The organism is Saccharopolyspora phatthalungensis, from assembly GCF_014203395.1.
Classification (GTDB): Bacteria; Actinomycetota; Actinomycetes; order Mycobacteriales; family Pseudonocardiaceae; genus Saccharopolyspora; species Saccharopolyspora phatthalungensis.
On sequence record NZ_JACHIW010000001.1, the window covers coordinates 723166 to 745096 of the forward strand.

Sequence of the window (21931 nt, forward strand, 5' to 3'; positions counted from 1 at the left end):
TCTGGTCGAATGGCCGCCGGCGGGCAGCGTCGCGTGTCCCGCACGAGGCCGCGTTGTCGCACGGACAGGATGCAGATGGGAGGGTGCTGATCCGTTGATTCCGTTGCCCTGGAAGGCATCGGGGGCGCCAAGCCACGCTAGCGAGGCCGCGCGGAGATCGGCAAGCGGTTGTGCCCGAGAGGGGTAACGTCCGCGACCCGAACGACCGCAGACCACGAAACACCCGGCCACGCATCGATTTTTCACTAGGAACGGTGGCTCCTCGGCGAGATTGACCCATACCTGGGTAAGATCACGAACGGTGATTATTCGACTCCGGAGTGTACTAGAGAGCGGCGGTGGCCGATATGCGACGAGAAGACGAAGCGGCGGTGCGCGTCGGCGCATTGGCCTCGTTGACCGCCCCGTGGGTGATCCGGGTCGCGGTCACCCTGCGGCTACCCGACCTGATCTCCGATGGCACCACCGAGATCAGCGCCCTAGCGTCTCGCGCTGGGGCCGACCCGGACGCGCTGGCTCGCGTTGTTCGTCACCTCACTCACCTCGGCCTCGTTCGCCAGCCCCGACCAGGGCACGTCGAACTCACCGAGCTCGGGCAACCATTGCGCACCGAGCACCCTGCCCGACTCACCAACGCCCTGGACCAAGAAAACGCCTTCAACCGCCGGGAAGCCGCCACGATCACCGGCCTGCTGGAGGCGGTCCGCACCGGACAACCCGTGTGGACCGCGTTGTGGGGCCGTGACTTCTGGACCGACCAGGACCAGGATCAGGAGCTGTCGGACGGGTTCGACCGCGCCATGTCGGGTTTCCCCGAGCTCCTCGCCACCTGGATCTCGCAGGGATACGACTGGGCGTCCGCACAACACGTGGTCGATGTCGGTGGCGGCACCGGACGCATCCTCGCCGAGTTGTTGACCAGCCACCCTCGGCTGCGCGGAACGCTGGTGGATCTGCCCCGTCCGGCGGCGGAGGCAGCGGACCGGTTCGACCAGCTCGGTATCGCCGGGCGCGCAACGGCGCTCGGTCAGAGCTTCTTCGACCCGTTGCCCACCGACGGGGACGTGTACCTGCTCGCCAACGTCCTGCACTGCTGGAACGACGAGGACAGCCGGAAGATCCTCGGCCAGTGCGCCTCGGCCGCCGCCCCCGGGTCCCGGATCGTCATGGTCGACCAGGTCGTTCCCGCCGAGACGTCCGGCCTCGATCAGGACATCGTCGAGACCGATCTGGGTCTCCTGCTGCTCTTCGGTGCGAAGATCCGCAGCGAACGTGAATTCCGAGCGCTCGGTGAATCGGCCGGCCTGACCCTGTCCGAAACGACACCGCTGGTGTCCCGCGGCGGGTGGTCCCTGCTGACCTACCGCATCGACGACTGACGAGCAGGAGCTGCTGGAACCATGTCCGACCACCCGCAGGTCCCTACCTTCCCGTTCCCACAACCCGCACCGGCGGTCCCGTCCGCGGAATTCGCGCGGTACCGCTCCAGCACGCCGGTGCTGCGGGTGTCGCTGGCCGACGGTCAGGTGGCGTGGTTGGTGACACGCCACGAGGACATCCGCGCGGTGTTGACATCCCCGAACTTCGAGCTGCACGCCCCCGAAAAGGCCGGGGACACCCGGGCCGAGTTCATGCTGTTTGACGACGGGGCCCGGCATACCCGGTTGCGACGGCTGGTGGCCGCAGCGTTCTCCACACACCGCGCGGAGAAGTGGCGGCCGAGGGTGCGCGAGCTGGTGGCCGGAATCCTGGCCGACATGACCGCCGACCGCGCCTCGGCGGACCTGATGGCCGACTTCGCGCTTCCGGTGCCGCTGACGGTGCTGTGCGACGTGATCGGACTGCCCGTGCCGGACCGGGACCGCATGGCCCGGTGGGCGGCCATCCCGATGGATCCCGCGACCGGCGACGAGCGGGCGCGGGCGGCGATCCAGGACGTCGAGGAGCACATCGGCGAACTGGTCGCCCGTCACCGCGGCGACGGCGTCGGATTGCTCGGCCAGCTCGCCGAGGTGAGCACCGAGGACGGTGGTCGGCTCAGCGACGACGAGCTGCACAGCATGGTGGTCTGGGTGCTGCTGGCTGGGTATCTGACCACAGCCAGCACCATCGGCGGCGGGATGCTGGCGCTGCTTCGCCGTCCTGAGCGGCTGGAGCAGGCGCACCGCGCTCCCGAGGCGCTGGAACCGCTGGTGGAGGAGATTCTGCGGTACAAGTTGACCGGTGCGGAGATCAGCTCACAGCGCAGGGCGTTGGTCGACGTCGAGGTGGGCGAGGTGCTGGTCCGCCGCGGCGAGATCGTGATCCCCCCGCTGGTGGCGGCCAACCGGGATCCGGAGCGGTTCTGCGACCCGGACAGGTTCGACCCGGACCGAGACGGGAATCCGCATCTCACCTTCGGCGCCGGGCTGCACCACTGCCTCGGTGCCTCGCTGGCCCGAGTCGTGTTGCAGGAAGCCATCGGCGCGCTGGTCCGTACGCTGCCGAATGTGCGGCTGGCGGTCCCGGTCGACGAGATTTCGTGGAATCCGCCGGGCACCGAGATCGATCTTCGGGCACTGCCGGTGGCCTGGTAATCCACCAGAGACCGACCGGAACGGGATTTACCCCATGGGCTTAGGGAAAAACCCGGTGTGGAGGAAGTAGTCGACGTACCGTCCCAGCACGTCGTCGTCGACGTCCGGGCAGTGGATGGCCGTGTCCGCCAGAGCGCGGTCGGTGTGGTCGGCGTCGAACCGCAGCGCCGAAGCCGCCCGCAGCATCGGGACCAGCCGACCGAACATCGCGGCCACCCGGAACGGGTCCGAGCCCTGGGCGGCCTGGGTGTCCAGTCGGGTGGACCAGTCCTCGGGCGAGACGACGTCCAATCGATAACCGGCTTCGCGCAGGGCGTGCACCACCGCGTCCAGCGACACCAGGTGCGGATTGCGAATGTGGTAGGTCGTGCCGACCGACTCGGGCCGCCCGGCCAGCTCGGCCACGGCCCGCGCCACGTAGTCGACCGGCACCAGGTCGACCTCGATCCCGGTGTGGTCCCCGGCGAAGTGTGGAACCGCGCCGAGTTCGAGCATGGTGCGCACGATGAGCCAGAAGGAGTCGGTGGTGCCGCCGATTCCGGTGCCGCTGTGCCCGCTGACCCGACCGGGGCGGAAGACGGTGGTGGGGATGCCGCGGTCGCGGGCGGCGTGCACCAGTTGCTCGGCGACCCACTTGCTGCTGACGTAGCCGTTGGGATTGACCGACTCCGCCGATAGCCGGCAGTCCTCTCGCACTGTCGTCGTGCTGCCATCGGCCTGCACGGCGGCACCGATGGTCGACATGTAGTGCACCGGCGTCCCCGGTGCGGCCGCCGCCAGCCGCAGCACCTCCCGGGTGCCGCCCACGTTGGCCGACCGGAGCTGCCGGTACGGGTGCATGGTGTGCACCCACGCGCCGGTGTGATGGATGACGTCGACCTGCTCGGCGAGCCGGCCGTGCAGCTCGGGGCTCAGGCCCAGCAGTGGCTGCGCCAAGTCCCCGACGACCGGGATAACCCGACCGTCCGGCACCGCATCCGCCAGCCGATAACGCCGCAGCACGTCCCGCAACCGCCGACCGGCGTCCGCCTCGTCGGAACCACGCACCAGACAGAACACCGTGGCGCGGGTGCTCCGCACCAGTTCGGCGAGCAGGAAGGAGCCGACGAAACCGGTTGCTCCGGTCAGCAGCACGTGCTCAGGGTCGGCCATGCGGGCTGCCGGCTGCGAGCTACTGGGCTCGGTGTCGATCGCCGGATCCAGGGTCGCGTCCGCCAGCAGTTCCCGGACGGTCGGAGCTTCCCGCCCTGGCGAGTCGACGCGTTCCAGCGCCTCGGACAGGCCCGCGACGGTCGGGGCGTCGAATACCGCCGCGACCGGCAGATCGCTTCCGAATTCTTGGTTGATCCTGCTGATCAGTCGCGCCGCGAGCAACGAGTGGCCGCCGAGATCGAAGAAGTTGAGGTCGATTCCGACCTCGGGGCGGCCGAGCATTTCGGCGAACAGTCGGCAGAGCGCGCGTTCCTGCGGGTTGCGGGCCGGGCGTCCGCGCGGCTGTTCCTCGAAATCCGGTGTCGGAAGCGCCGCGTAATCGAGTTTTCCGTTGGCGGTGAACGGAAACCGCTCCAGACCGACGATGACGGCCGGCACCATGTGCTCGGGTAGCCGATCCCGAAGGTAGTCCCGCAAGGTGGCGGCGATCCGCCGCGCGCGCTGGGCAGCGCCCGGATCGTTGGCGAGCCGCGCCGATCCTATCCCGCGCTGTGCCGGGCGGTAGAGCCCGCCCGGGGGCTTCTGGTGCCCCGACCGGCTGAACACCACATCGACAGCGCCGTCGGCGGAGGCACCGTTCCAGGTCACCTCGACCTGATAGCCGAGCCGGGCACCCAGGTCGTACCAGGTCTCCGGGTCGACGCCAGGCTGCGGCGGCTGCGTCAGCCGGTGCAGCACGTCCGCGCGGACCTCGTCGGCGGACAGCGCGTGGCTGGCGGCTGCCTCACCGGCGAGCCGGGCATTGGGCACTGCGGCGACTCGCAGGCGGGCCGGCCGCTGGGCGCGAAGCACGTCGGCCACCCGCTCCGGATGGCCCGCCGTGTCGTTGCACACCAGCTCTGAGTCCTGCTCGGCACCATCATGCACCGGGAGGCGCTGCAGGATGACGTCGTAGCGGTGGCGGGTCAGCTCGGTGTGCTGGAGGCCGCGTTTGAGTCGGATGTCCACGCCGCCGATTCCGTCGAGCTTCGCGGGCAGCGCGGCGAAGTAGTCCGGGTCCAGCAACAGTTCCCGCTCGTCGGCGCTCCGGCGCTGCACGGCCTCGCGGATCGCGCTCGGCTCCACGACCCCGTCTGCGCGGTGCAGTTCTACCGCCGTGTGCAGTAGGTGCAGTGTGCGCAAGTTCCGCACGTCGCCGAGGAAAATCCGGCCCCCGGGGGCGAGCAGGTCGACCGCATGCCGCAGCACCTGCTCCAGGTACTCGGTATCGGGGAAGTACTGGACGGTCGAGTTGAGCACGACGAGATCGAAGAAGCCGTTGGGCAACCCGTTGACGTCATCCGCGGGCGCGGTCCGCAGCCGCGTCCGGTCGGCCAGTTCCGGGCGCTGGGCGATCTGCTCGCGGAGCTTGGCGATTGCGGCGGCCGAGATGTCGCTGCCCCAGTACTCTTCGCACTCCGGGGCGAGCTTGGCCAACACCAGCCCGCTGCCGACACCGATCTCCAGCACGCGCCGTGGGGCGAGGGCGCGCAGCCGCTCGACCGTGGCGGCACGCCACTCCCGCATCGCCGACAACGGAATCGGGTGCCCGTCATAACTACTCACCCAGCCGGCGAAGTCCTCGCCCCAGGCTGTCTGCGCGCTGCTGGAGTACAGCGCGTCGTTGAACGTCCGCCATTCCTCGACCTCGTCGGGTTCGCTGGCCGCGAGCCCAGCGGATCGCGGGGTCGGCACGACGTAGGCGACCAACTGCGGCCCGACGACGGGGTGGTCCTGCCGGACGACGGCGGCATGGGCGACCTCGGCGTGCCCGGCGAGGGTCGCCTCCACCTCGGCTGGCTCGACCCGCAGGCCCCGGACCTTGACCTGATCGTCCGCCCGGCCGACGTAGTCGAGCTGGCCGTCCCGGCGCCACCGCGCCAAGTCTCCGGTGCGGTACATCCGTTCTCCGTTGGCGGCGAACGGATCGGCGACGAACCGCTGCGCGGTGAGCCCCGGCTTGTCGGCATAGCCTCGCGCGAGCCCTGCCCCACTGACGTAGAGCTCGCCGGGGACGCCGGTCGGGCACGGCCGGAGGCGTGCGTCCAGCACGTAGGAGCGCAGACCGGTACTGGGTCGGCCGATCGGCGCGTCCGGCCCGGTCAGCGGATCGGACAGGGCCGCGCACACCGTGGTTTCGGTCGGCCCGTAGCCGTTGATCAGCCGACGATCGCAGGCCCATGCGGCGGCGGTGGGTGGCGGGCACGCCTCCCCCACCACGACCAGCGTGCGCACGGTGGGCAGTTGGTCCGGTCGCAGCGTGGCCAGTGCGCTGGGCTGCAGGATGAGATGCGTGACACGGTGGCGCTCGGCCGCCTCGGCCAGTTCCGGGCCGAGCGGGGGGCGGGTGCCCGATGGCACCACCAGCGTGGCGCCGTTGAGCAGAGTGCTGAACAACTCGGCGACGATTCCGTCGAAGCCGAGCGCGGCGAACTGCAGCATCCGAGAGCCCGGTCCTAGGGCGAACCGGTCGGCGTGCGCCGCGACCAGGCTGGCGATGCCGCGATGTGAAACGACGACGCACTTGGGGACTCCAGTCGAGCCCGAGGTGAGGATCATGTAAGCCGCATGGTCCACCGACAATGCATGGGACGTCGGCAGTGCAGTGGGCTCCGGGCGCTCGTCCCGCGACGACGGTTGGTCGATCAGTACAGGGTCGGACGAGGCGAATCCGGCCACGCGGGCCGCCAGGTCGGTGTCGGTGAGCACCGTTCGGGCCCGCACGTCCGCGAGCAGCGCATTGATCCGACGGTCGGGGGTGGTCGGGTCGATGGGCAGGAACGCCCCACCGGCTCGGAGCACCGCCAACACCGCGACTACCCAGTCGACCGAGCGCGGCAGCAGGACCGCCACGACCTGCTCCGGCCGCACGCCGCGGACCCGCAGCCGATGGGCGAGCTCGTCAACCCGGCGATCCAGTTCGGCGTAGGACACGGATTCGCCGTCCGAGCACACCGCCACGGCGTGCGGATCGCGGTCGACTGAGGCGGCAAACAGTTCGGGCACGGTCGCGGGCTCGACCCGGTCGGGCGAGGCCGCCCACCGGCGGAGCAGGCGATCCCGCTCATCGGGCAACAGCACGTCCAACTCGGAGATTCGCGTTTCCGGGTCGGCCACCGCGGCGGCCAGCACCCGGACCAGCCGGTCGGCGAACTGCTGGACGGTCTCCCGGTCGAACAGATCGCTGCTGTACTCGACCGTGGCGGAAAGCCCGGCACCGCCGCCATCTTCGGTGTAGCGCTCGATGAACGACCAGCCGAGGTCGACCTTGGCGACATCCAAGTACCGCGGTTCCAGGCTCGCCTTCAGCTCGGGCAGGTCGAGGCGGATCTCCGGAACGTTCTGCAGCACCAACATGTTCTGGAACAGCGGTTGCCGATTCGCCGACCGGGTCGGGTTGACGGCCTCGACCACCAGGTTCAGCGGCAGGTCCTGGTGCGCGTACGCGCCGAGGTCGACCCGGCGTGCCTGTTCGAGCAGGTCGGTGAACCGAGGGTCGCCGCTGGTGTCGGTGCGCAGCACCAGGGTGTTGACGAAGAAGCCGACCAGGTCGTCCAGCGCGGCGTCCGTGCGCCCGGCGATCGCGGTGCCGATCGGGACATCCGTGCCCGCACCCAGCCGGGTGAGCAGCGTCGCCAACGCGGCGTGCAACACCATGAACAGGGTGACGTCGTGCGTGCGGGCGAGCGTCAGCAGGGCCCGGTGCAGCCGGGCGTCCACTTCGAACGAGACGACCCCGCCGTGGTACGAGGACACCGCCGGGCGCGGACGGTCGGTGGGCAGCGCGAGTTCTTCCGGCAGGTCCGCCAGCGTGCGCGTCCAGTAGTCGAGTTGTCGGCGGTGCCGGCTGTCCGGATCGTCCGCGCTGCCCAGCAGCCGCCGGTGCCACAGCGTGTAGTCGATGTACTGCACCGGCAGCGGCGACCAGCTCGGCTCGGTGCCGTCGCGCCGGGCCCGGTAGGCGGCGGCCAGGTCGCGGCACAACGGCCCCATCGACCAGCCGTCGCCCGCGATGTGGTGGATCAGCAGCAACAGCACCCGTTCCTCGGTGTCCATAGTGAACAGTTCGGCGTGGACCGGGGCATTCTTGGTGAGGTCGAAGGTGAACCGGGCCCCGGCGTCGAGGCGTTCGGACAGCTCGGTGGCGTCGATGCGGTGCACGAGCAGTGCGGGCGAGGCGTCCTCCGGGTCCAGCACCACCTGCCGCGGTTGATCGTCCACTTCGGGGTAGATGGTGCGCAGGCTCTCGTGCCGGGCGATGACGTCGTGCAGGGCCTGCCGCAGGGTCGGTACGTCGAGTTCTCCGGAAAACCGGACGACGGCCGCCATGGTGTAGGTGGAACTCGGTCCCTCCATCCGGTGCAGGAACCACAACCTGCGCTGGGCGTAGGACAGCGGGGCCGGGTCCGGTCGGCTTTCCGGGCGCAGCGCCGGCAGGCCCACCGGAGCGTCGATGCGTTCGTTGAGCTGGGCGGGGGTGGGAGCCTCGAAGACGTCGTGGATCGACAGTGCGGCGCCGAAGGTGGCCCGAATGCGGTTGACCAACCGGGTCGCGAGCAGGGAATGCCCGCCGAGAGCGAAGAAGTCGTCGTGGACCGACACCGAGGTGACGTCCAGCAGGTCCGCGAAAAGGCCGCACAGGATCTGTTCCTGCGGCGCCCCACCCGCCGGCTCGGTGCCGGCCGCCGGTGACGTCGGCAGCGCCCGGCGATCGAGCTTGCCGCTCGCGGTCAGCGGGAGCCGGTCCAGGGTGATGAACGCCGACGGCACCATATGCCGGGGCAGCCGCGCCGCGGCGTGGCGGCGCATCTCGCCCGCATCGAGGTCGGTGTCGTCGGCACCGACCAGGTATGCGATCAACCGAGGCGGACCGGAACCCTCGGACTGCGGGAGCACGGCGGCGGCAGCGACGGCCGGGTGGTTGGTGAGGACCGCCTCGACCTCGGTCGGTTCGATGCGGAAACCGTGGACGTTGACCTGGCCGTCGGCGCGGCCGAGGTACTCCAGGTTTCCGTCGGGCCGTCGGCGTACCCGGTCCCCGGTGCGGTACATCCGGCTGCCGACCGGACCGAAAGGGTTGGCGACGAAGCGGCCCGCGGTCAGCGCGGGGCTCCGCAGATAGCCCCGGGCAAGCGACGGGCCGGCGACGTAGAGCTCTCCGGCGATGCCGTCCGGGCAGGGCTGGAGGCAGGAGTCCAGGACGTAGGCGCTGCCCCCGAGAATGGGACGACCGATGGTCGGCGTGCCGCCCTCGGGGGTCAACGGGTCGGACATGGTCGCGCAGACGGTGGTCTCGGTCGGGCCGTAGGCGTTGAGCATCCGACGGCCGGGCGCCCAGGCCGCGACCACGTTCGGTGGGCAGGTTTCCCCGGCGACGATCACCGTGACCAGGTTCGGGTAGTCGGCCGGGTTCATGCCGGCCAGCACGCTCGGCGGGACGGTCGCGTGGCTGACGCGCCGGTCCGCGACGAACTCGGCCAGTCCGGCGCCGGGCAGGTGCTCCGTCGATCGGGGAATCACGACCGTGCCTCCGGCCACCAGCGTGGTGACGACCTCCGCGACCGCCGAATCACAGCCGAGGGCCGCGAAGAACAGCACCCGGCTGCCGGGGCACAGCGTGAACCGCTCGGCCTGCGCGGCGGCCAGTCCGGCCAGTCCCCGGTGGGACACCACCACGCCTTTGGGCGTCCCGGTCGACCCGGAGGTGTAGATCACGTACGCGGCGTGATCCAGCGCGGGTGACGCGGGCGCGACATCGTGGTCGGGGGTGTGATCGGCGTCGGAGGCGGGCCTCAGCTCGTGGTGGTCGAGCACCAGCCGGACGACTCCGCCGTCGGCGGGTATCCGCTCAATCAGCTCGTCCGAGCAGATGACCGCGTGCGGCTGAGCGTCGTCGAGCACGGCGGCGATGCGGTCGACCGGTTGGTCCGGGTCGATCGGCAGCGCAGCGCCGCCGGCGTGGCTGATCGCGAACACCGCGGTGACCCACTCCGGGCAGCGGGGAAGCAGGACGGCCACGATCCGCTCCGGCCCGACACCGTGCGCGCGCAGCAGGGTGCCCCAGCTCCGCATTTGTTTCGCGACCTCGCGGAAAGACATTGCACGGGCACCGGACTCCAGGGCGGTCGTGTCCGGATTCCGCGCGGCTCGGTCGGCGAACAGCTCCGACAGCGTCGCCGGCTGAACCTGAGCCGGTGGCGCGGTGCTCTTGCCCAGCAGGACTTCCCGCTCACCGGCGCCGAGCACGGTCAACCGCGCGACTGCCGTTCGGGCGTCCGAGACGAAGGAGGCTAGGAACCGCACGAGCCGCCGCAGATGGTCCGCGACCGTGTCGGCGTCGTAGATATCGGCGTTGCCGACCAGGTCGATCCGCACGCCGGCCTCGGTCGGCCGGTCGTAGATGTTGACGGTGAGGTCGTCGACCGGGCCGTTGGCCAGGATCTCCGCCGTGCCCGCGGTGCCCGCCAGGTCGAGGTCGTAGTCGAAGGGCATGAAGTTGATCACCGGGCAGAACAGCGGGGCGTCCGGGGCGTGGAGGCCGAGGTCACGCCGGATGTGTTCGAAGCGGTACCTTTCATGCCGTTTGGCAACCCGGACTTGCTCCGCCACCTGCCTGATCAGCATCTCCGGGCTCTGCTCGGGCGAAACCGCCACGCGCACCGGAAGATTGTTCGCCAGCATGCCCGGGATCTGCTGGAGGGCCGCTGTGGGGCGGCACATCCGGGGCAGGCCGACGACCATGTCGCGTGCTCCCGTGAGCCGGGAGACGTAGGTCGCGATCCCGGCCGTCAGCACGTGCGTCCAACCGGCCCCGACGGTCCGCCCCAGGCCGCGGATGTCGGTCTCCAGCTCGGGTGACAACCGCGCGGTGCTGGACACCTTGCCCGTCCTGCGCTTCGCCCACCGACCGGCGAGATTGACCGGCTCCGGGCGGTCGGCGAGCCGATCACGCCAGAATGCGGCGTCCAATTCGGACTGTTCGGACTCGCAATAGGCGGCATCCTCGGCGCAAAGCAGCCGGTACTCACCGAACCCGGGACGGTCAGGCCGAGCGCCGCGGACCAGGCTGGTGTAGACGGCGGCGATCCGCCGGTCGATCATCGCCAGGCTGAAACCGTCCATCATGATGTGGTGCAGATGGTTGAACCAGACGTGCCGATCGTGCGCGAGACGCAGCAATGCCGGGGCGAACAGCGGTCCGCCGAGCAGGTTCAGTCCCCGGTCCAGGTCATCGCGCATCCACTCGTCGGCCGCGGTCCGGGGGTCCGGCTCGTCCGCGAGATCGACGAACCGCAGCGCGTGCGCGGGCTCCCGGGCGATCCGCTGCGTCGGAACCCCATCGCGTTCCACCAGTTCCAGCCGAAGAATGTCGACCTCGGCCTGGACCCGGTGCACGGCCGCGGCGAAGACGTCCCGGTCGACCGGACCGGCGATGTCGATGCGCTCGCCGACGTCGAACGCGGTGCTGGAGGGGTCAAGGAGTTGAGCGGTCCAGATCTCCCGCTGCCCGGACAGCAGCGGAAATTCGACCCCTTGATGGCCGTTCTCTGACATGCGCGATCCCTACCGAAACGACGCGCTCCACGGAGCTGAACCAGGTTTGCCCGACGAAGGTTGCGGGCGGCCTCAGATGAACCCGGCGATCCCGTTGCAGGGCGCGTCCGGGTCCGTCGTGCAGTAGAACTCGATGTAGTCCGCCACCAGGTCCTCGACATCCGCATAGCCGTCGCCGTCCCGGTCCATCCGGGCGAACGCGGCATTGCGCTCCTCGTCGGTGAGCCCGTCTTCCCGGGTGACCCGGGCGAAGTCGGCCTGGCTGATCCGGCCGTCCCCGTCGGAGTCCATGAACGACAGCAGGCAGCGGACGCCGTCCTCGAAGACGTACCGGACCGCCTCGCGATCGGTGGACAGTTCCAGCAGTGCGGCGACGAACTGGCCGCGATCCACCTGCGCCCGGCCGGACGGGTCGACGGTCTGCCACCACCGTTGCACCGTGGTGCGCAACGGAAGCAGTTCCGGTGCGTCGTAGTCCCGGCCGGTGTGTTCGGCCTCGGCCCGGATCACCGCGAGCAGGTCGGCGAACCGGAGCACCCCGTCGTCGTCGCGGTCGAGCAGGGTGAATCCCTTGCCGAACTTCCGGATCTTGTGGTCGTCGAGCGTGGTCACGTGCCCTCCCGGGCGGTCAGTTCGGCAGGAGTCGCTGCTCGGCCATCGCCTGCAGGCTCTCGGTGATGGCCATCGTTATCTGGTCGATGTCGGCCTCGGTGTGTGCGGCGGAGATGTTCATGGTGGGAATTCCGGGGGTGAACACTCCGCGAAGCCGCAGGTGCAGGCTCAGGAACTGGAGGGCGCGCAGGGACGTCGGCGACGCCATGTCCCGCATCCAATCGGCGTAGCCGACCGTGTCGGCCGGGGGCTCGCCGAGCGCGAGAAGCGTGACGTGGCGCGGATTTCCCCTCAGGTGCACGGGAATGCCGCTGCGTTGCGCGAACTCGGCCAACCGGGCCCGCAGCGCGTCGTGATGCCGATCGATACGGTCGAAAAGCTCGTCGTAGTTGTCCCGGAGGTATCGCAACTGCGCCAGGGCCGCCACCACCGCCACGTGGTTGCCCTGATTGGTGCTGGACAACCAGGTCTTGCCGGACTCGGCGTCGGCGAGCAGGCCGTCGGTGCGGGCGGCGTCGAGGTAGCCGGAGCGCCCGGCGACCGCGGTCAGGGGCACGCCGAGGCCGCTGGTGAGCTTGCCGAAGCACGCCATATCGGCGGTGACGGACAGCGCCTGCTGCGCACCACCGCGAGACAGCCGAAAGCCGGTGATCACCTCGTCGAAGATCAGCGGTACATCGTGCTCGGCGGTGACGGTCCGCAGCGCGGCTAGGAAGTCTCGGGCGGCGTACGGCGCGTGGGTCCGGAACCGGGGCACCGGGTCGACGAGCACGCAGGCCAGCTCGGACGAGCGCTCGATGACTAGCTTCAACGCGGCCTCGTGGTCGAACGGCAGCACCAGCAGCTCACCGCCGGTCAGCGAACGCAGGCCGCCACCGCTGGGTTGCGGGCTGATCCCGTACCGCGAATCGGCGTCCCACTGCCCGGCCGCCCCGAGACTGTTGTAGAGGCCGATCTCGTGGGCCCCGTGGTAGGCGCCCTCGAACTTGGCCACCAACTGGCGCCCGGTGACCGCGCGCGCCATCCGCACGCTCGCCGCGGTCGCCTCGGCGCCGGTGTGGAACAGCCCGACCCGGTCGGCGCCCGGAACGAGCTCGGCGATCAGCTCGGCCAATTCCACCTGCGCCGCGGCGAAGTAGCCGACCCCCACGCCGCCGGACAACTTCTCCCGCACCGCCGCGACCACCGGCGGCGGATTGTGCCCGAGGGTCGCGGCCGAGTAGCTCAGGTGGCAGTCGACGTAGTCGTTGCCGTCGACATCCCGCAGCCGGGAACCGTTCGCGTGCTCGATGCAGATTGGCAACAACGGCGCGGAAAACGGCAGGTTCGCCGGTAGCGACGTGGAGACTCGGTAGGCGCGCTGGGCAAGTCGCAGCGAACGGGGCTGGCGCCCCGCCACCGCCGTGACTGTCTCCCACAGCGCGGGATCGGCCCCGCACAGCGCCGACAAACTGGCCTCGTCCGGTGGTGTCATCGTCGAGGTATCGGGACTCAAGTCCACTGGGGTCTCCACATGTCGTTGTAGGTGCGGTCCTGCGTCGACGCCTCGCGTTCGGTCGCCCGGCTCGCGGGCTCCTGGTCGACGGCGATGGGCATGAAAAGCGGCCGCACGCTGTACGGTTGGCCGATCGTTTGCGGCGGCGCCGTGTGGCGCATCGCCGTCCACCGCGCCCGGATCGCCCGCAGCACCTCCTCCATGATCACCACCGAGGGCACCCGCCCGACGCAGAAGTGCCGACCGACGCTCCAGGTCAGCGGCGGATGACCGATCGGCCGGGTGATGTCGAGCCGGTCGGGTTCCCGGTACACCTCCGGATCCCGGTTCGCCGCGATGATGTGGACGAAGACGAACTCGCCGCGCTGGACCGGGACACCGCAGAGTTCGGCGTCCTCGCGGGTGATCCGTTCCGTGGCGAACACGGTCGGCCGCAGCCGGGCACATTCCTGCACCGCGCCGGAGACCAGGTCGGCCCGCTCGCGCAACAGAGTCCACTGCTCGGGGTGTTCGATCAGGGTGTCGATCAGCAGCGCGATCTGCCCGGCCACCATCTCGGTGCTGGCACCCAGGACCGTGATCGCGAGCCGAAGCGATTCGGCCCGGCTGCGTCGGCCATCCTGCTCGGTGCATAGCAGGTGGGAGAGGAAGTCGTCGCCCGGTTCGGCGCGGCGGTGGTCGAAGAGGTCGAGCAGGTAGGCGTCGATTCCGTCCCGGAACTCCCGGTATTCCGACTGGTTCTCGCCGCGCAAGATCGCCGAGAAGGCCACCGAGTGGCGGTGCACCTCCTCGGCGTCGGACTCGGGCGCACCGAGCAGGCGGCAGAAGAAGCGTGCGGCGGCGGGTATGCCGACCTCGCCGACGGCGTCGCACCGGCGGGCCCGGCCCGCCGAGGAGACCACATCGGTGGCGATCTCCGCGGCGTGCTCGCGCATCCGCCGCAGCCGCGTGGCCGTGAAAAAACCGGACACCGCGGAGCGCAGCCGCCGGTGCTCGGCTCCCTCGTGGCTGTTGAGCTCCTCGCCGACGAAGCTCAGCACGTCCCGGTTGGTGACGCCGACCACGGCGCCGAGTTCCGGCATGCACGGGGTGAAACTCTTGCTGGAGAAGACTTCCTGGCAGGCGTGGTAGCTAAGCACTTCTAGGCCGCGGGAGCTCCGGGCGAGGGCGGTGCCTGCGGGCAGGGTGGCGAGCACGCGGTGCGGGTCGGCGGCGAAATCCTCGGACGCGACGTCGAGAGTCGGCAAATCGCGTTTCACGTCAACCCCTTGCCTGGAATACGAGCCCGACTACGAAAACGCAGTACGGCGATCACGCTACGCACTGTCGGAGAGGTCGGCAGGGCAAGCAAGGGCAAGTCCCCCACTATTACCCGTCAGAGCCACCGATTCACCGATTCAGTGGCGACTGCTCGGTTCCTGTTGAGGGGCCCCGGGAACGCTGCTTAGATGGCGGCGATCGATCCCCCGAAAGGAGTTGAATTCCCAGGAAATGCTTCGCACCCCCGAATTCAGCGCCTTTCGGCCGACAACACGCCGCGCGGTGGAAGGCAGGAGCTCTGGATGGTCAGGTCAGTCGTAATCGTCGGTGGTGGCACCGCGGGGTGGATGAGTGCCGCCTACCTGAAGACCACGTTCGGGGATCGGGTGTCGGTCACGGTCGTGGAGTCCGACCGGATACCCACTATCGGCGTGGGCGAGGCGACATTCGCGACGATCCGGCTTTTCTTCGAGTATCTCGGTCTCGACGAGCCGGAGTGGATGCCGGAGTGCTCCGCCTCCTACAAACTCGCGATTCGTTTCGAGAACTGGCGGGAACCCGGTCACCACTTCTACCACCCGTTCGAATGGTTCCGGACCGCGAACGGTTTCAACCTGGCGGACTGGTGGCTTCAGCTCGGCGACCGCAGCACCGGATTCGACCAGAACTGCTTCATTACCACGGCACTGTGCGAGCACATGCGGTCGCCGCGCATGTTCGACGGATCGACATCGTCTTCCAACCGCGACGGTTCGCCCGGCCGCCCCACGCCGCTGGAACGCCCGTCGCCGTACTACTACGCCTACCACTTCGACGCGGCGCGATTGGCCCTCTTCCTCACGAAATTCGCGACACAGCGCGGAGTTCGGCATGTGGTGGACGATGTGCTGCAAGTCCGGCAGGACGAACGCGGCTGGATCACGCACGTGACCACGCGCGAGCACGGCGACGTGACCGGCGACCTGTTCATCGACTGCACCGGGTTCCGGGGCATGCTGATCAACCAGACGCTCGGCGAGCGGTTTACCTCCTTCGAAGACGTTCTGCCGAACAACCGGGCCGTGGCGCTGCGGGTGCCCCGGGACATGGCCCGACTGGGCATCAAGCCTTACACCACCGCCACCGCGATGGACGCCGGATGGATCTGGACCATCCCGCTCTATGGGCGGGTCGGCACCGGTTACGTGTACTCCGACCAATTCTGCTCCCCCGAAGAAGCGGAGCGGACGCTGCGCCGTTTCGCGGCTCCGGACCAGGAAGACCTGGAAGCCAACCACATCCGGATGCGCGTGGGCCGCAACGAACGGTCCTGGGTGAACAACTGCGTGGCGATCGGCCTGTCCAGCGCGTTCGTCGAACCGTTGGAGTCCACGGGAATATTCTTCATCCAGCACGGCATCGAGCAACTGGTCAAGAACTTTCCCGACGCCGACTGGGATCCGCGCTTGCGGGACAACTACAACACCAGGATCAACCGCGCGATCGAGGGCGTGAAGGAATTCCTGGTGCTGCACTACCGCGCCGCGAAACGGGACGACACGGCGTACTGGAAGGAAGCCAAGATTCGGAAAGTGCCGCCCGGGCTCGAAGAGCGGCTCGACATGGCCATGACGCGGCTGCCCAGCGAGGAGAACATTTACCAGCATTACCACGGATTCGACATGGATTCCTGGAACACGATGCTGCTCGGCCTCGGCTGGGAACCCGGCCGCCCCAAGCCCGCGCTCGCGCACATCGACCCGATGCAGGCCCAGGCACAGTTCGGTCGGCTGCGCGCCGAGGCCAAGGAACTCGTCGCCACCCTGCCCAGCGCTTACGAGTACCTGCACTCCATCAACTGACGGTCCCGGCCCGGCTCTCCAGATCGTGGGCGGAGACCGGGACGCCGCCCGCGGCTTCCGCACGCCCGCCCGGAAGGCGACACCATCATGGTCGACGTACCGATCCAGCCATCCGCGCCCACGGTGCGGAGTCTTCCGCCCCACCCCGCGGCCGTGGCGGTGGACGACTACCGCAGCTTAATGAGCGCCTTTCCCACCGGCGTCGCGGTGATCACGACGGTCGACGACGAAGGGAAACCGCACGGCCTGACGTGTACCTCGCTGTCGAGCGTGACCCTGGCCCCGCCGACCTTGCTCGTCTGCCTGCACCAGCACAGCGGCACACTCGGCGCGCTTGGTGCCCGGGGTGGTTTCGCGGTGAACCTGCTGCACGCCCGGGCTCGGCACGTCGCCGAGATCTTCTCCTCGGGAGTGGACGACCGCTTTGGGAAGGTGGCGTGGTGCGCGGCTCCCCGGACCGGGGCTCCGAAGCTCGTCACGGACGCCTTCGCGATCGCCGAGTGCACGGTGACCGGAACCCACATGGTCGGTGATCACGCCGTCGTGCTCGGCGTGGTGGTCGGGGTCGCGCACGTGGCCGACGTTCCGCTGCTCTACGGCATGCGCCGGTTTGACTCGTGGAGCCACCCGTCTTCGCACGGCTGATCGGGAGCGGTTCGATCTCGTCGTCTTTCCGGGCGATCATTTCTCCTAGTTCGACCGGGATCTTCCCATCGTGGACACAATTGCCTGCAAGCCCGTCAGCTGGCGACTTCATTGCGGGCGGGCATCGGGCGACACCGAAGGGCTTGTGATGGAGCCGAAGCAAGACGACGTGGCGGACCGCGGAAAGCTGGTTCAGCTCGCGTGCGGACACATGGCGGCGCAGGCGGTCGCGGCCGGTGTGCGCTTGGGCCTGGTGGACTTGATCGGTGACAGCCAGCGAAGGGCGGCCGACCTGGCCCGGGAGTGCGGTGCGGACCCGCAGGCGACGACCCGGCTGCTGCGGGCCCTTGCCGCGCTGGAACTGCTCGTCGAGAACCGGCCTGGCAGCTTCTCATTGACGCCGGCCGGGGCGTTGCTGCGCACCGATCGGCCAGATTCCCTGCACTCCCTCGTCCGCATGGTCACGTGTCCGGCAACGATGCGATCGTGGGACGGTCTGGCAGACAGCGTGCGCACCGGTAAGACGTCCTTCGATGCGGTTTTCGGCACTGATTTCTTCAGCTATCTCAAGGAAAACCCGGAGTTGTCCGCGGAGTTCAACGCGGCGATGGGTCAGGGCACGCACGCGACCATCGCCGACATCCTGTCGCACTACGATTTCGGCGGGTTCGCGACGGTCGTGGACGTTGGCGGCGGCGACGGTACGCTGCTCGCCGCGATCCTGCGGAAACACTCGTCTCTGCGTGGGATCCTCTTCGACACTCCCGAAGGACTCGGCCGAGCTGGCGAATCCTTGGGGAGGGAAGGAGTCGAGGACCGCTGTGCGCTCGACGCCGGCGACTTCTTCGACTCCGTCCCCGACGGCGGAGACCTGTACCTGCTCAAGAACGTCGTTCACGACTGGGACGACGGCCGGGCGACGGTCATCCTGCGGAACTGCCGGAGGGCCGTGCCCGAGAGCGGCCGCGTGCTGCTCGTCGAAGTCGTGCTTCCGGCCACCGTGGCCTCCTCGACAGGGCCGATCAATTACCTGAGCGATCTGGACATGCTGGTGAACCTCGGCGGCCGGGAACGAACCCGCGCCGACTTCGAGGACCTGTGCCGGTTGGCCGGTCTCACCCTCACCCGGATCCTTCCGCTCCCGCCGCCCAGCCCGTTTTCCCTGATCGAAGCGGCACCGGCCGGGTAATCGAGGGGCCCGCGCCGCCGGGGTGGGCGTCCCGTCGCATCGCTGGCTGCCCCTCCGGTGAGGGCGCCGGAAGTACGTACTACTCCGCCCGGCGGCGCCGCTCACCAGGTCACGGGGAGTTCGTGGACGCCGTAGACGGTGCCGTCCTGTTTGAACGGGAGGTCCTCCACCGCCGTGGCCAGCCGCAGTCCGGGAACGCGCCGGAACAGGGTGTCGAAGACGATCTGCAGTTCCAGGCGCGCCAGGTTCTGCCCGATGCACTGGTGGGGGCCGAACCCGAAGGCGACGTGCTGCCGCGCGCTTCGGGTCAGATCGAGCTCATCGGGCCGATCGAAGACCTCCGGGTCATGGTTGGCGGCGAGCGCGAGCGCGACCACACCCTCGCCCGCGCGGATGCGCACACCGCCGATTTCGATGTCGGCCAGTGCGGTGCGCGATGTCGCGGCCTGGGCGATCGTGAAGTAGCGCAGCAGCTCCTCGACCGCCGCGGGCGTGCGGGACGGGTCGGCCACGATCTGAGCGCGCTGGTCGGGGTTCTCCAGCAGCGCAAGGGTGCCCAGCGCGATCATGTTCCCGGTGCTGTCGTGCCCGGCGATCAACAACAGAAGCGCCAGGCTGACCAGGCTGTCGTGGTCGGGCTCGCCGGTCTCGCGCTGCTTGCGGATCTGCCGTCCCAACAGGTCATCCGGTTCGTCTCGCTCCTTGGCGGTGACCAGCTCGTCCAGGTAGGACCGGATCTCGGTGAACGCGTGCTGCACGTCCGAACCACTGCGCTGGATGATCATCGCGGTGTGGCGCTGGAAGAAGTCGTGGTCGGCGTAGGGCACGCCGAGCAGTTCGCAGATCACCAGCGACGGCACCGGCAGCGACACCGTGTGCACCAGATCAGCCGGCCGCGACGTGGCGAGCAGATCGTCCACGCACGAGTCCACGATGTCCTGGATGCGTGGGCGCATGGCCTCGATGCGGCGGACCGTGAACTCGCCGAGCACCGCGCGGCGCGCGGCGGTGTGCGCGGGCGGGTCCATCCCGATCAGCGAAGGCGCGATGATCGCGTCCGGCGGTTGCCGCCCCGCGGCCAGGCGGGGAAAACCGGGACGCGTGCGGTCGGAGCTCATCCTCGGATCCGCAAGCAGTTTGCGCACGTCTTCGTGCCGTGTCACGAGCCACGCGGTGCCGCCGCCGACCATGCGCACCTTGGTGACGGGGCGCTCGGCGCGGAGCCGGACGTATTCCGGCGGCGGAGAAAACGGGCAGGTGCGCGGCAACGGGTGCGCGGTGTCGGTGGCGGCAAGCTGGTCCGTCATGGTTACTCCCGGATCGCTGCGGATGAACAGCGGGATGAACGGGTTCGAACCTAAATGATCTTTGCCAATCCCGGCACCCGGACGTGCGACAATCACCCACTTGATCAGCCCGGGCGAGGCCATTACGGCCGCCGATGGCTGTTACCCCTGGCCGCCGCGATCCGGATCAGATTGGGAGCCTGCCAATCGGGAAACGCCTACAGGCGTCGAAAGAACTCCGAACCGGAAGGGGGGCAGGGCGAATGGCTCAGGATTCCTGGGATCGGCTGGGCGGGATCGCACTGTCCGCGGTGCGGATCGTCGTGTCGTTCATGTTCATTCTGCATGGCATTTCGGCGCTTTTCGGGGTGCTGGGCGCCCCGTACCCCGCGCCCTTGTTCGCGTGGCCGTCCTGGTGGGCCGGACTGATCCAGTTCGTCGGCGGCGTCCTGGTCCTGCTTGGGCTGTTCACCAGGCCCGCTGCGCTGGTGTGCTCGGGCGCGATGGCGTTCGCGTACTTCAGCGTGCACCAGCCCAAAGGACTTCTACCCCTCCAGAACGGCGGGGTTTCGGCCGCGCTGTACGCCTGGTTCTTCTTGCTGATCGCGATACTGGGGGGCGGCCCGTACGCACTCGATACGCTGCTCCGACAAATCCGGCAGGCTCCACCGCGCACTCGGGCGCACACTGGCGCACAGTGAATGCCCACGCTCGCGTTGCCGGGAAACGCAAGATGCTCTCGGCTTCAGCGGCGTGCGGTATGCCGTTAGGCGTTGACGCCGGTGAGGGCGAAGAACTCCTGACGGGACCGCGCATCCTGCCGCAGGGTGCCCAGCAGGGTCGAGGTCACGGTGTTGGAGCCGGTCGCCTGGACACCGCGCAGGGTCATGCAGGTGTGCTCGGCTTCGATCACGACGCCGACGCCCTTCGGCTGCAGCTGTTCGCATAACCAGTCGGCGACCTGCTTGGTCAGCCGCTCCTGGACCTGCGGGCGGCAGGCGAAGTGCTCGACGACCCGGGCCAGCTTGGACAGCCCGAGGATCCGCTCGCCGGGCAGGTACCCCACGTGCGCGGTGCCGACGAAGGGCAGCAGGTGGTGCTCGCAGACCGAGCGAACCGGGATCGCCCGCGCGAGGACCAGCTCGTCGTACTCCTCATCGTTCGGGAAGGTCGTCAGCTCGAACGGCCGCGGTGAGAACAGTTCGGCGTAGGCGCGGGCCATTCGCCCCGGCGTACCGCGCAGGCTCTCGGAATCGGTGGAGATCCCCAAGGCCCGCAGCAGATCTCCCGCCGCTTTCTCGGCGGCGGCGAGGTCGATCTGGCCGTCGGGCTGGTGGACGACGTGCAGGGCGGGAGCGGGCATCAGCGTTCCTCGGGTCGGTTGCGCCGGCCCAGGTGGCGCGCCCGCCCGTGCGAACCGACCGGAACCGTGCTCACCCACCCGGGACTATTTCACCAAGTGACATTAGTCTTTTTGATGCCAACGGGTCAATGTTGCAGCACTGAGCGATCCGCATCCGATTTCGGACACTACATTGGGCGCGACAGGGCGTATCCTGGGGAAATGGTGTCCAGCAACGTGCCGACCAGCAACTCGATGGCGGCGGTGGCCGCGTTGACCGACGAACTGCGGCGCGGGATGTACGAGTTCATCCGGCGCGCCCGGCGCCCGGTCGGCCGGGATGAGGCCGCCGCGGCGGTCGGCATCTCCCGCAAGCTCGCCGCGTTCCACCTGGACAAGCTCGTCGACGCCGGACTGCTGTGCGCGCGGTTCGAACCGGTGGGCGGCATTCGCAAGGTCGGCCGCACGCCGAAGGTCTACGAACCCACCGACGCCCACATCGGGGTGAGCATCCCGCCCCGCCGCCCCGACCTGCTGGCCGAAGTACTGCTTGACGCCGTGCTCACCGAAGGCGACCAGGAGACCGCGATCGAGGCCGCGCTGCGCACCGCGCGAGAGCACGGGCACCGCCTCGGTACCGAGGAACGGATCCGCAGCCGCCCCGGCCGCCTCGGCCCCGAACGCGCGCTGACCAAGACCGAAGACGTGCTCACCGGCTACGGCTTCGAGCCCGACCGGGAGACGCCGACCTGCGTACGGCTGCGCAACTGCCCGTTCCACCCGTTGACCGCCCAATCACCGGAGCTGGTGTGCGGACTCAACCGGGCCTTCCTGCAAGGGTTCCTCGCGGGACTGCAGGCCCGCTCAGTCGAAGCGGTCCTTGACCCGCGTGTAGGCGAATGCTGCGTGGCCGTGCGCAGCAGATGACTGCTCACCAGCG

Annotated in this window: 13 protein-coding genes; 7 read left to right on the forward strand and 6 right to left on the reverse strand. The window is 69.1% G+C overall.

Going from position 1 to position 21931, the window contains the following annotated elements; genetic code table 11:
• Positions 1 to 347 precede the first annotated feature (347 nt).
• Both BJ970_RS03165 and BJ970_RS03170 read left to right on the forward strand, forming a co-directional pair.
• Entirely contained in the window at positions 348 to 1379 is a 1032-nt protein-coding gene (locus BJ970_RS03165; protein ID WP_184723467.1) for a methyltransferase, read from the forward strand.
• Positions 1380 to 1400: 21 nt separating this feature from the next.
• The gene (locus tag BJ970_RS03170; protein ID WP_184723471.1) at positions 1401 to 2576 is read left to right on the forward strand and encodes a cytochrome P450; all 1176 of its coding nucleotides are present in this window, start codon (positions 1401 to 1403) and stop codon (positions 2574 to 2576) included.
• Positions 2577 to 2603: 27 nt separating this feature from the next.
• Here the strand turns inward: BJ970_RS03170 and BJ970_RS03175 are convergent, their stop codons facing one another.
• The 4 genes from BJ970_RS03175 to BJ970_RS03190 form a co-directional block, all read right to left on the reverse strand.
• Positions 2604 to 11321: a non-ribosomal peptide synthetase gene (locus BJ970_RS03175; protein WP_184723475.1), complete on the reverse strand. Its 8718-nt coding sequence runs from the start codon at positions 11319 to 11321 to the stop codon at positions 2604 to 2606.
• A gap of 72 nt (positions 11322 to 11393) precedes the next feature.
• A complete protein-coding gene (locus tag BJ970_RS03180) occupies positions 11394 to 11933 on the reverse strand; it encodes an EF-hand domain-containing protein (RefSeq protein ID WP_184723479.1) in 540 nt (179 codons plus the stop codon).
• A 16-nt stretch (positions 11934 to 11949) separates the two neighbouring features.
• Positions 11950 to 13434 (reverse strand): aminotransferase class III-fold pyridoxal phosphate-dependent enzyme, encoded by a 1485-nt coding sequence (locus BJ970_RS03185; protein WP_184723482.1) that lies wholly within the window; start codon positions 13432 to 13434, stop codon positions 11950 to 11952.
• Positions 13425 to 14687 (reverse strand): cytochrome P450, encoded by a 1263-nt coding sequence (locus BJ970_RS03190; RefSeq protein ID WP_184723485.1) that lies wholly within the window; start codon positions 14685 to 14687, stop codon positions 13425 to 13427. Before BJ970_RS03190 ends, BJ970_RS03185 begins: the two co-directional genes overlap by 10 nt.
• Positions 14688 to 14990: 303 nt before the next feature.
• Between BJ970_RS03190 and BJ970_RS03195 the strand changes: the two genes are divergently transcribed.
• The 3 genes from BJ970_RS03195 (at position 14991) to BJ970_RS03205 (ending at position 18363) form a co-directional block, all read left to right on the forward strand.
• Positions 14991 to 16529 (forward strand): tryptophan halogenase family protein, encoded by a 1539-nt coding sequence (locus BJ970_RS03195; RefSeq protein ID WP_184723488.1) that lies wholly within the window; start codon positions 14991 to 14993, stop codon positions 16527 to 16529.
• An 87-nt stretch (positions 16530 to 16616) separates the two neighbouring features.
• A complete protein-coding gene (locus BJ970_RS03200) occupies positions 16617 to 17174 on the forward strand; it encodes a flavin reductase family protein (protein ID WP_184723491.1) in 558 nt (185 codons plus the stop codon).
• 148 nt (positions 17175 to 17322) lie between these two features.
• Positions 17323 to 18363 (forward strand): methyltransferase, encoded by a 1041-nt coding sequence (locus BJ970_RS03205; protein WP_184723494.1) that lies wholly within the window; start codon positions 17323 to 17325, stop codon positions 18361 to 18363.
• 101 nt (positions 18364 to 18464) lie between these two features.
• On the opposite strand, the gene BJ970_RS03210 is transcribed toward BJ970_RS03205, so the two are convergent.
• Entirely contained in the window at positions 18465 to 19670 is a 1206-nt protein-coding gene (locus BJ970_RS03210; RefSeq protein ID WP_184723497.1) for a cytochrome P450, read from the reverse strand.
• A gap of 242 nt (positions 19671 to 19912) precedes the next feature.
• Between BJ970_RS03210 and BJ970_RS03215 the strand changes: the two genes are divergently transcribed.
• Entirely contained in the window at positions 19913 to 20350 is a 438-nt protein-coding gene (locus BJ970_RS03215; protein WP_184723500.1) for a DoxX family protein, read from the forward strand.
• Positions 20351 to 20415: 65 nt separating this feature from the next.
• Here BJ970_RS03215 and folE read toward each other — a convergent pair whose 3' ends face one another.
• Positions 20416 to 21012 carry a GTP cyclohydrolase I FolE gene (gene folE / locus BJ970_RS03220; protein WP_184723503.1) on the reverse strand — a complete coding sequence of 199 codons (597 nt, stop codon included), beginning with the start codon at positions 21010 to 21012 and terminating at the stop codon, positions 20416 to 20418.
• A 201-nt stretch (positions 21013 to 21213) separates the two neighbouring features.
• On the opposite strand from folE, the gene BJ970_RS03225 reads away from it, so the two are divergent.
• Positions 21214 to 21918, forward strand: a complete 705-nt coding sequence (locus BJ970_RS03225) for a helix-turn-helix transcriptional regulator (protein ID WP_184723506.1) — start codon at positions 21214 to 21216, stop codon at positions 21916 to 21918.
• The last annotated feature ends 13 nt before the right edge of the window (positions 21919 to 21931 follow it).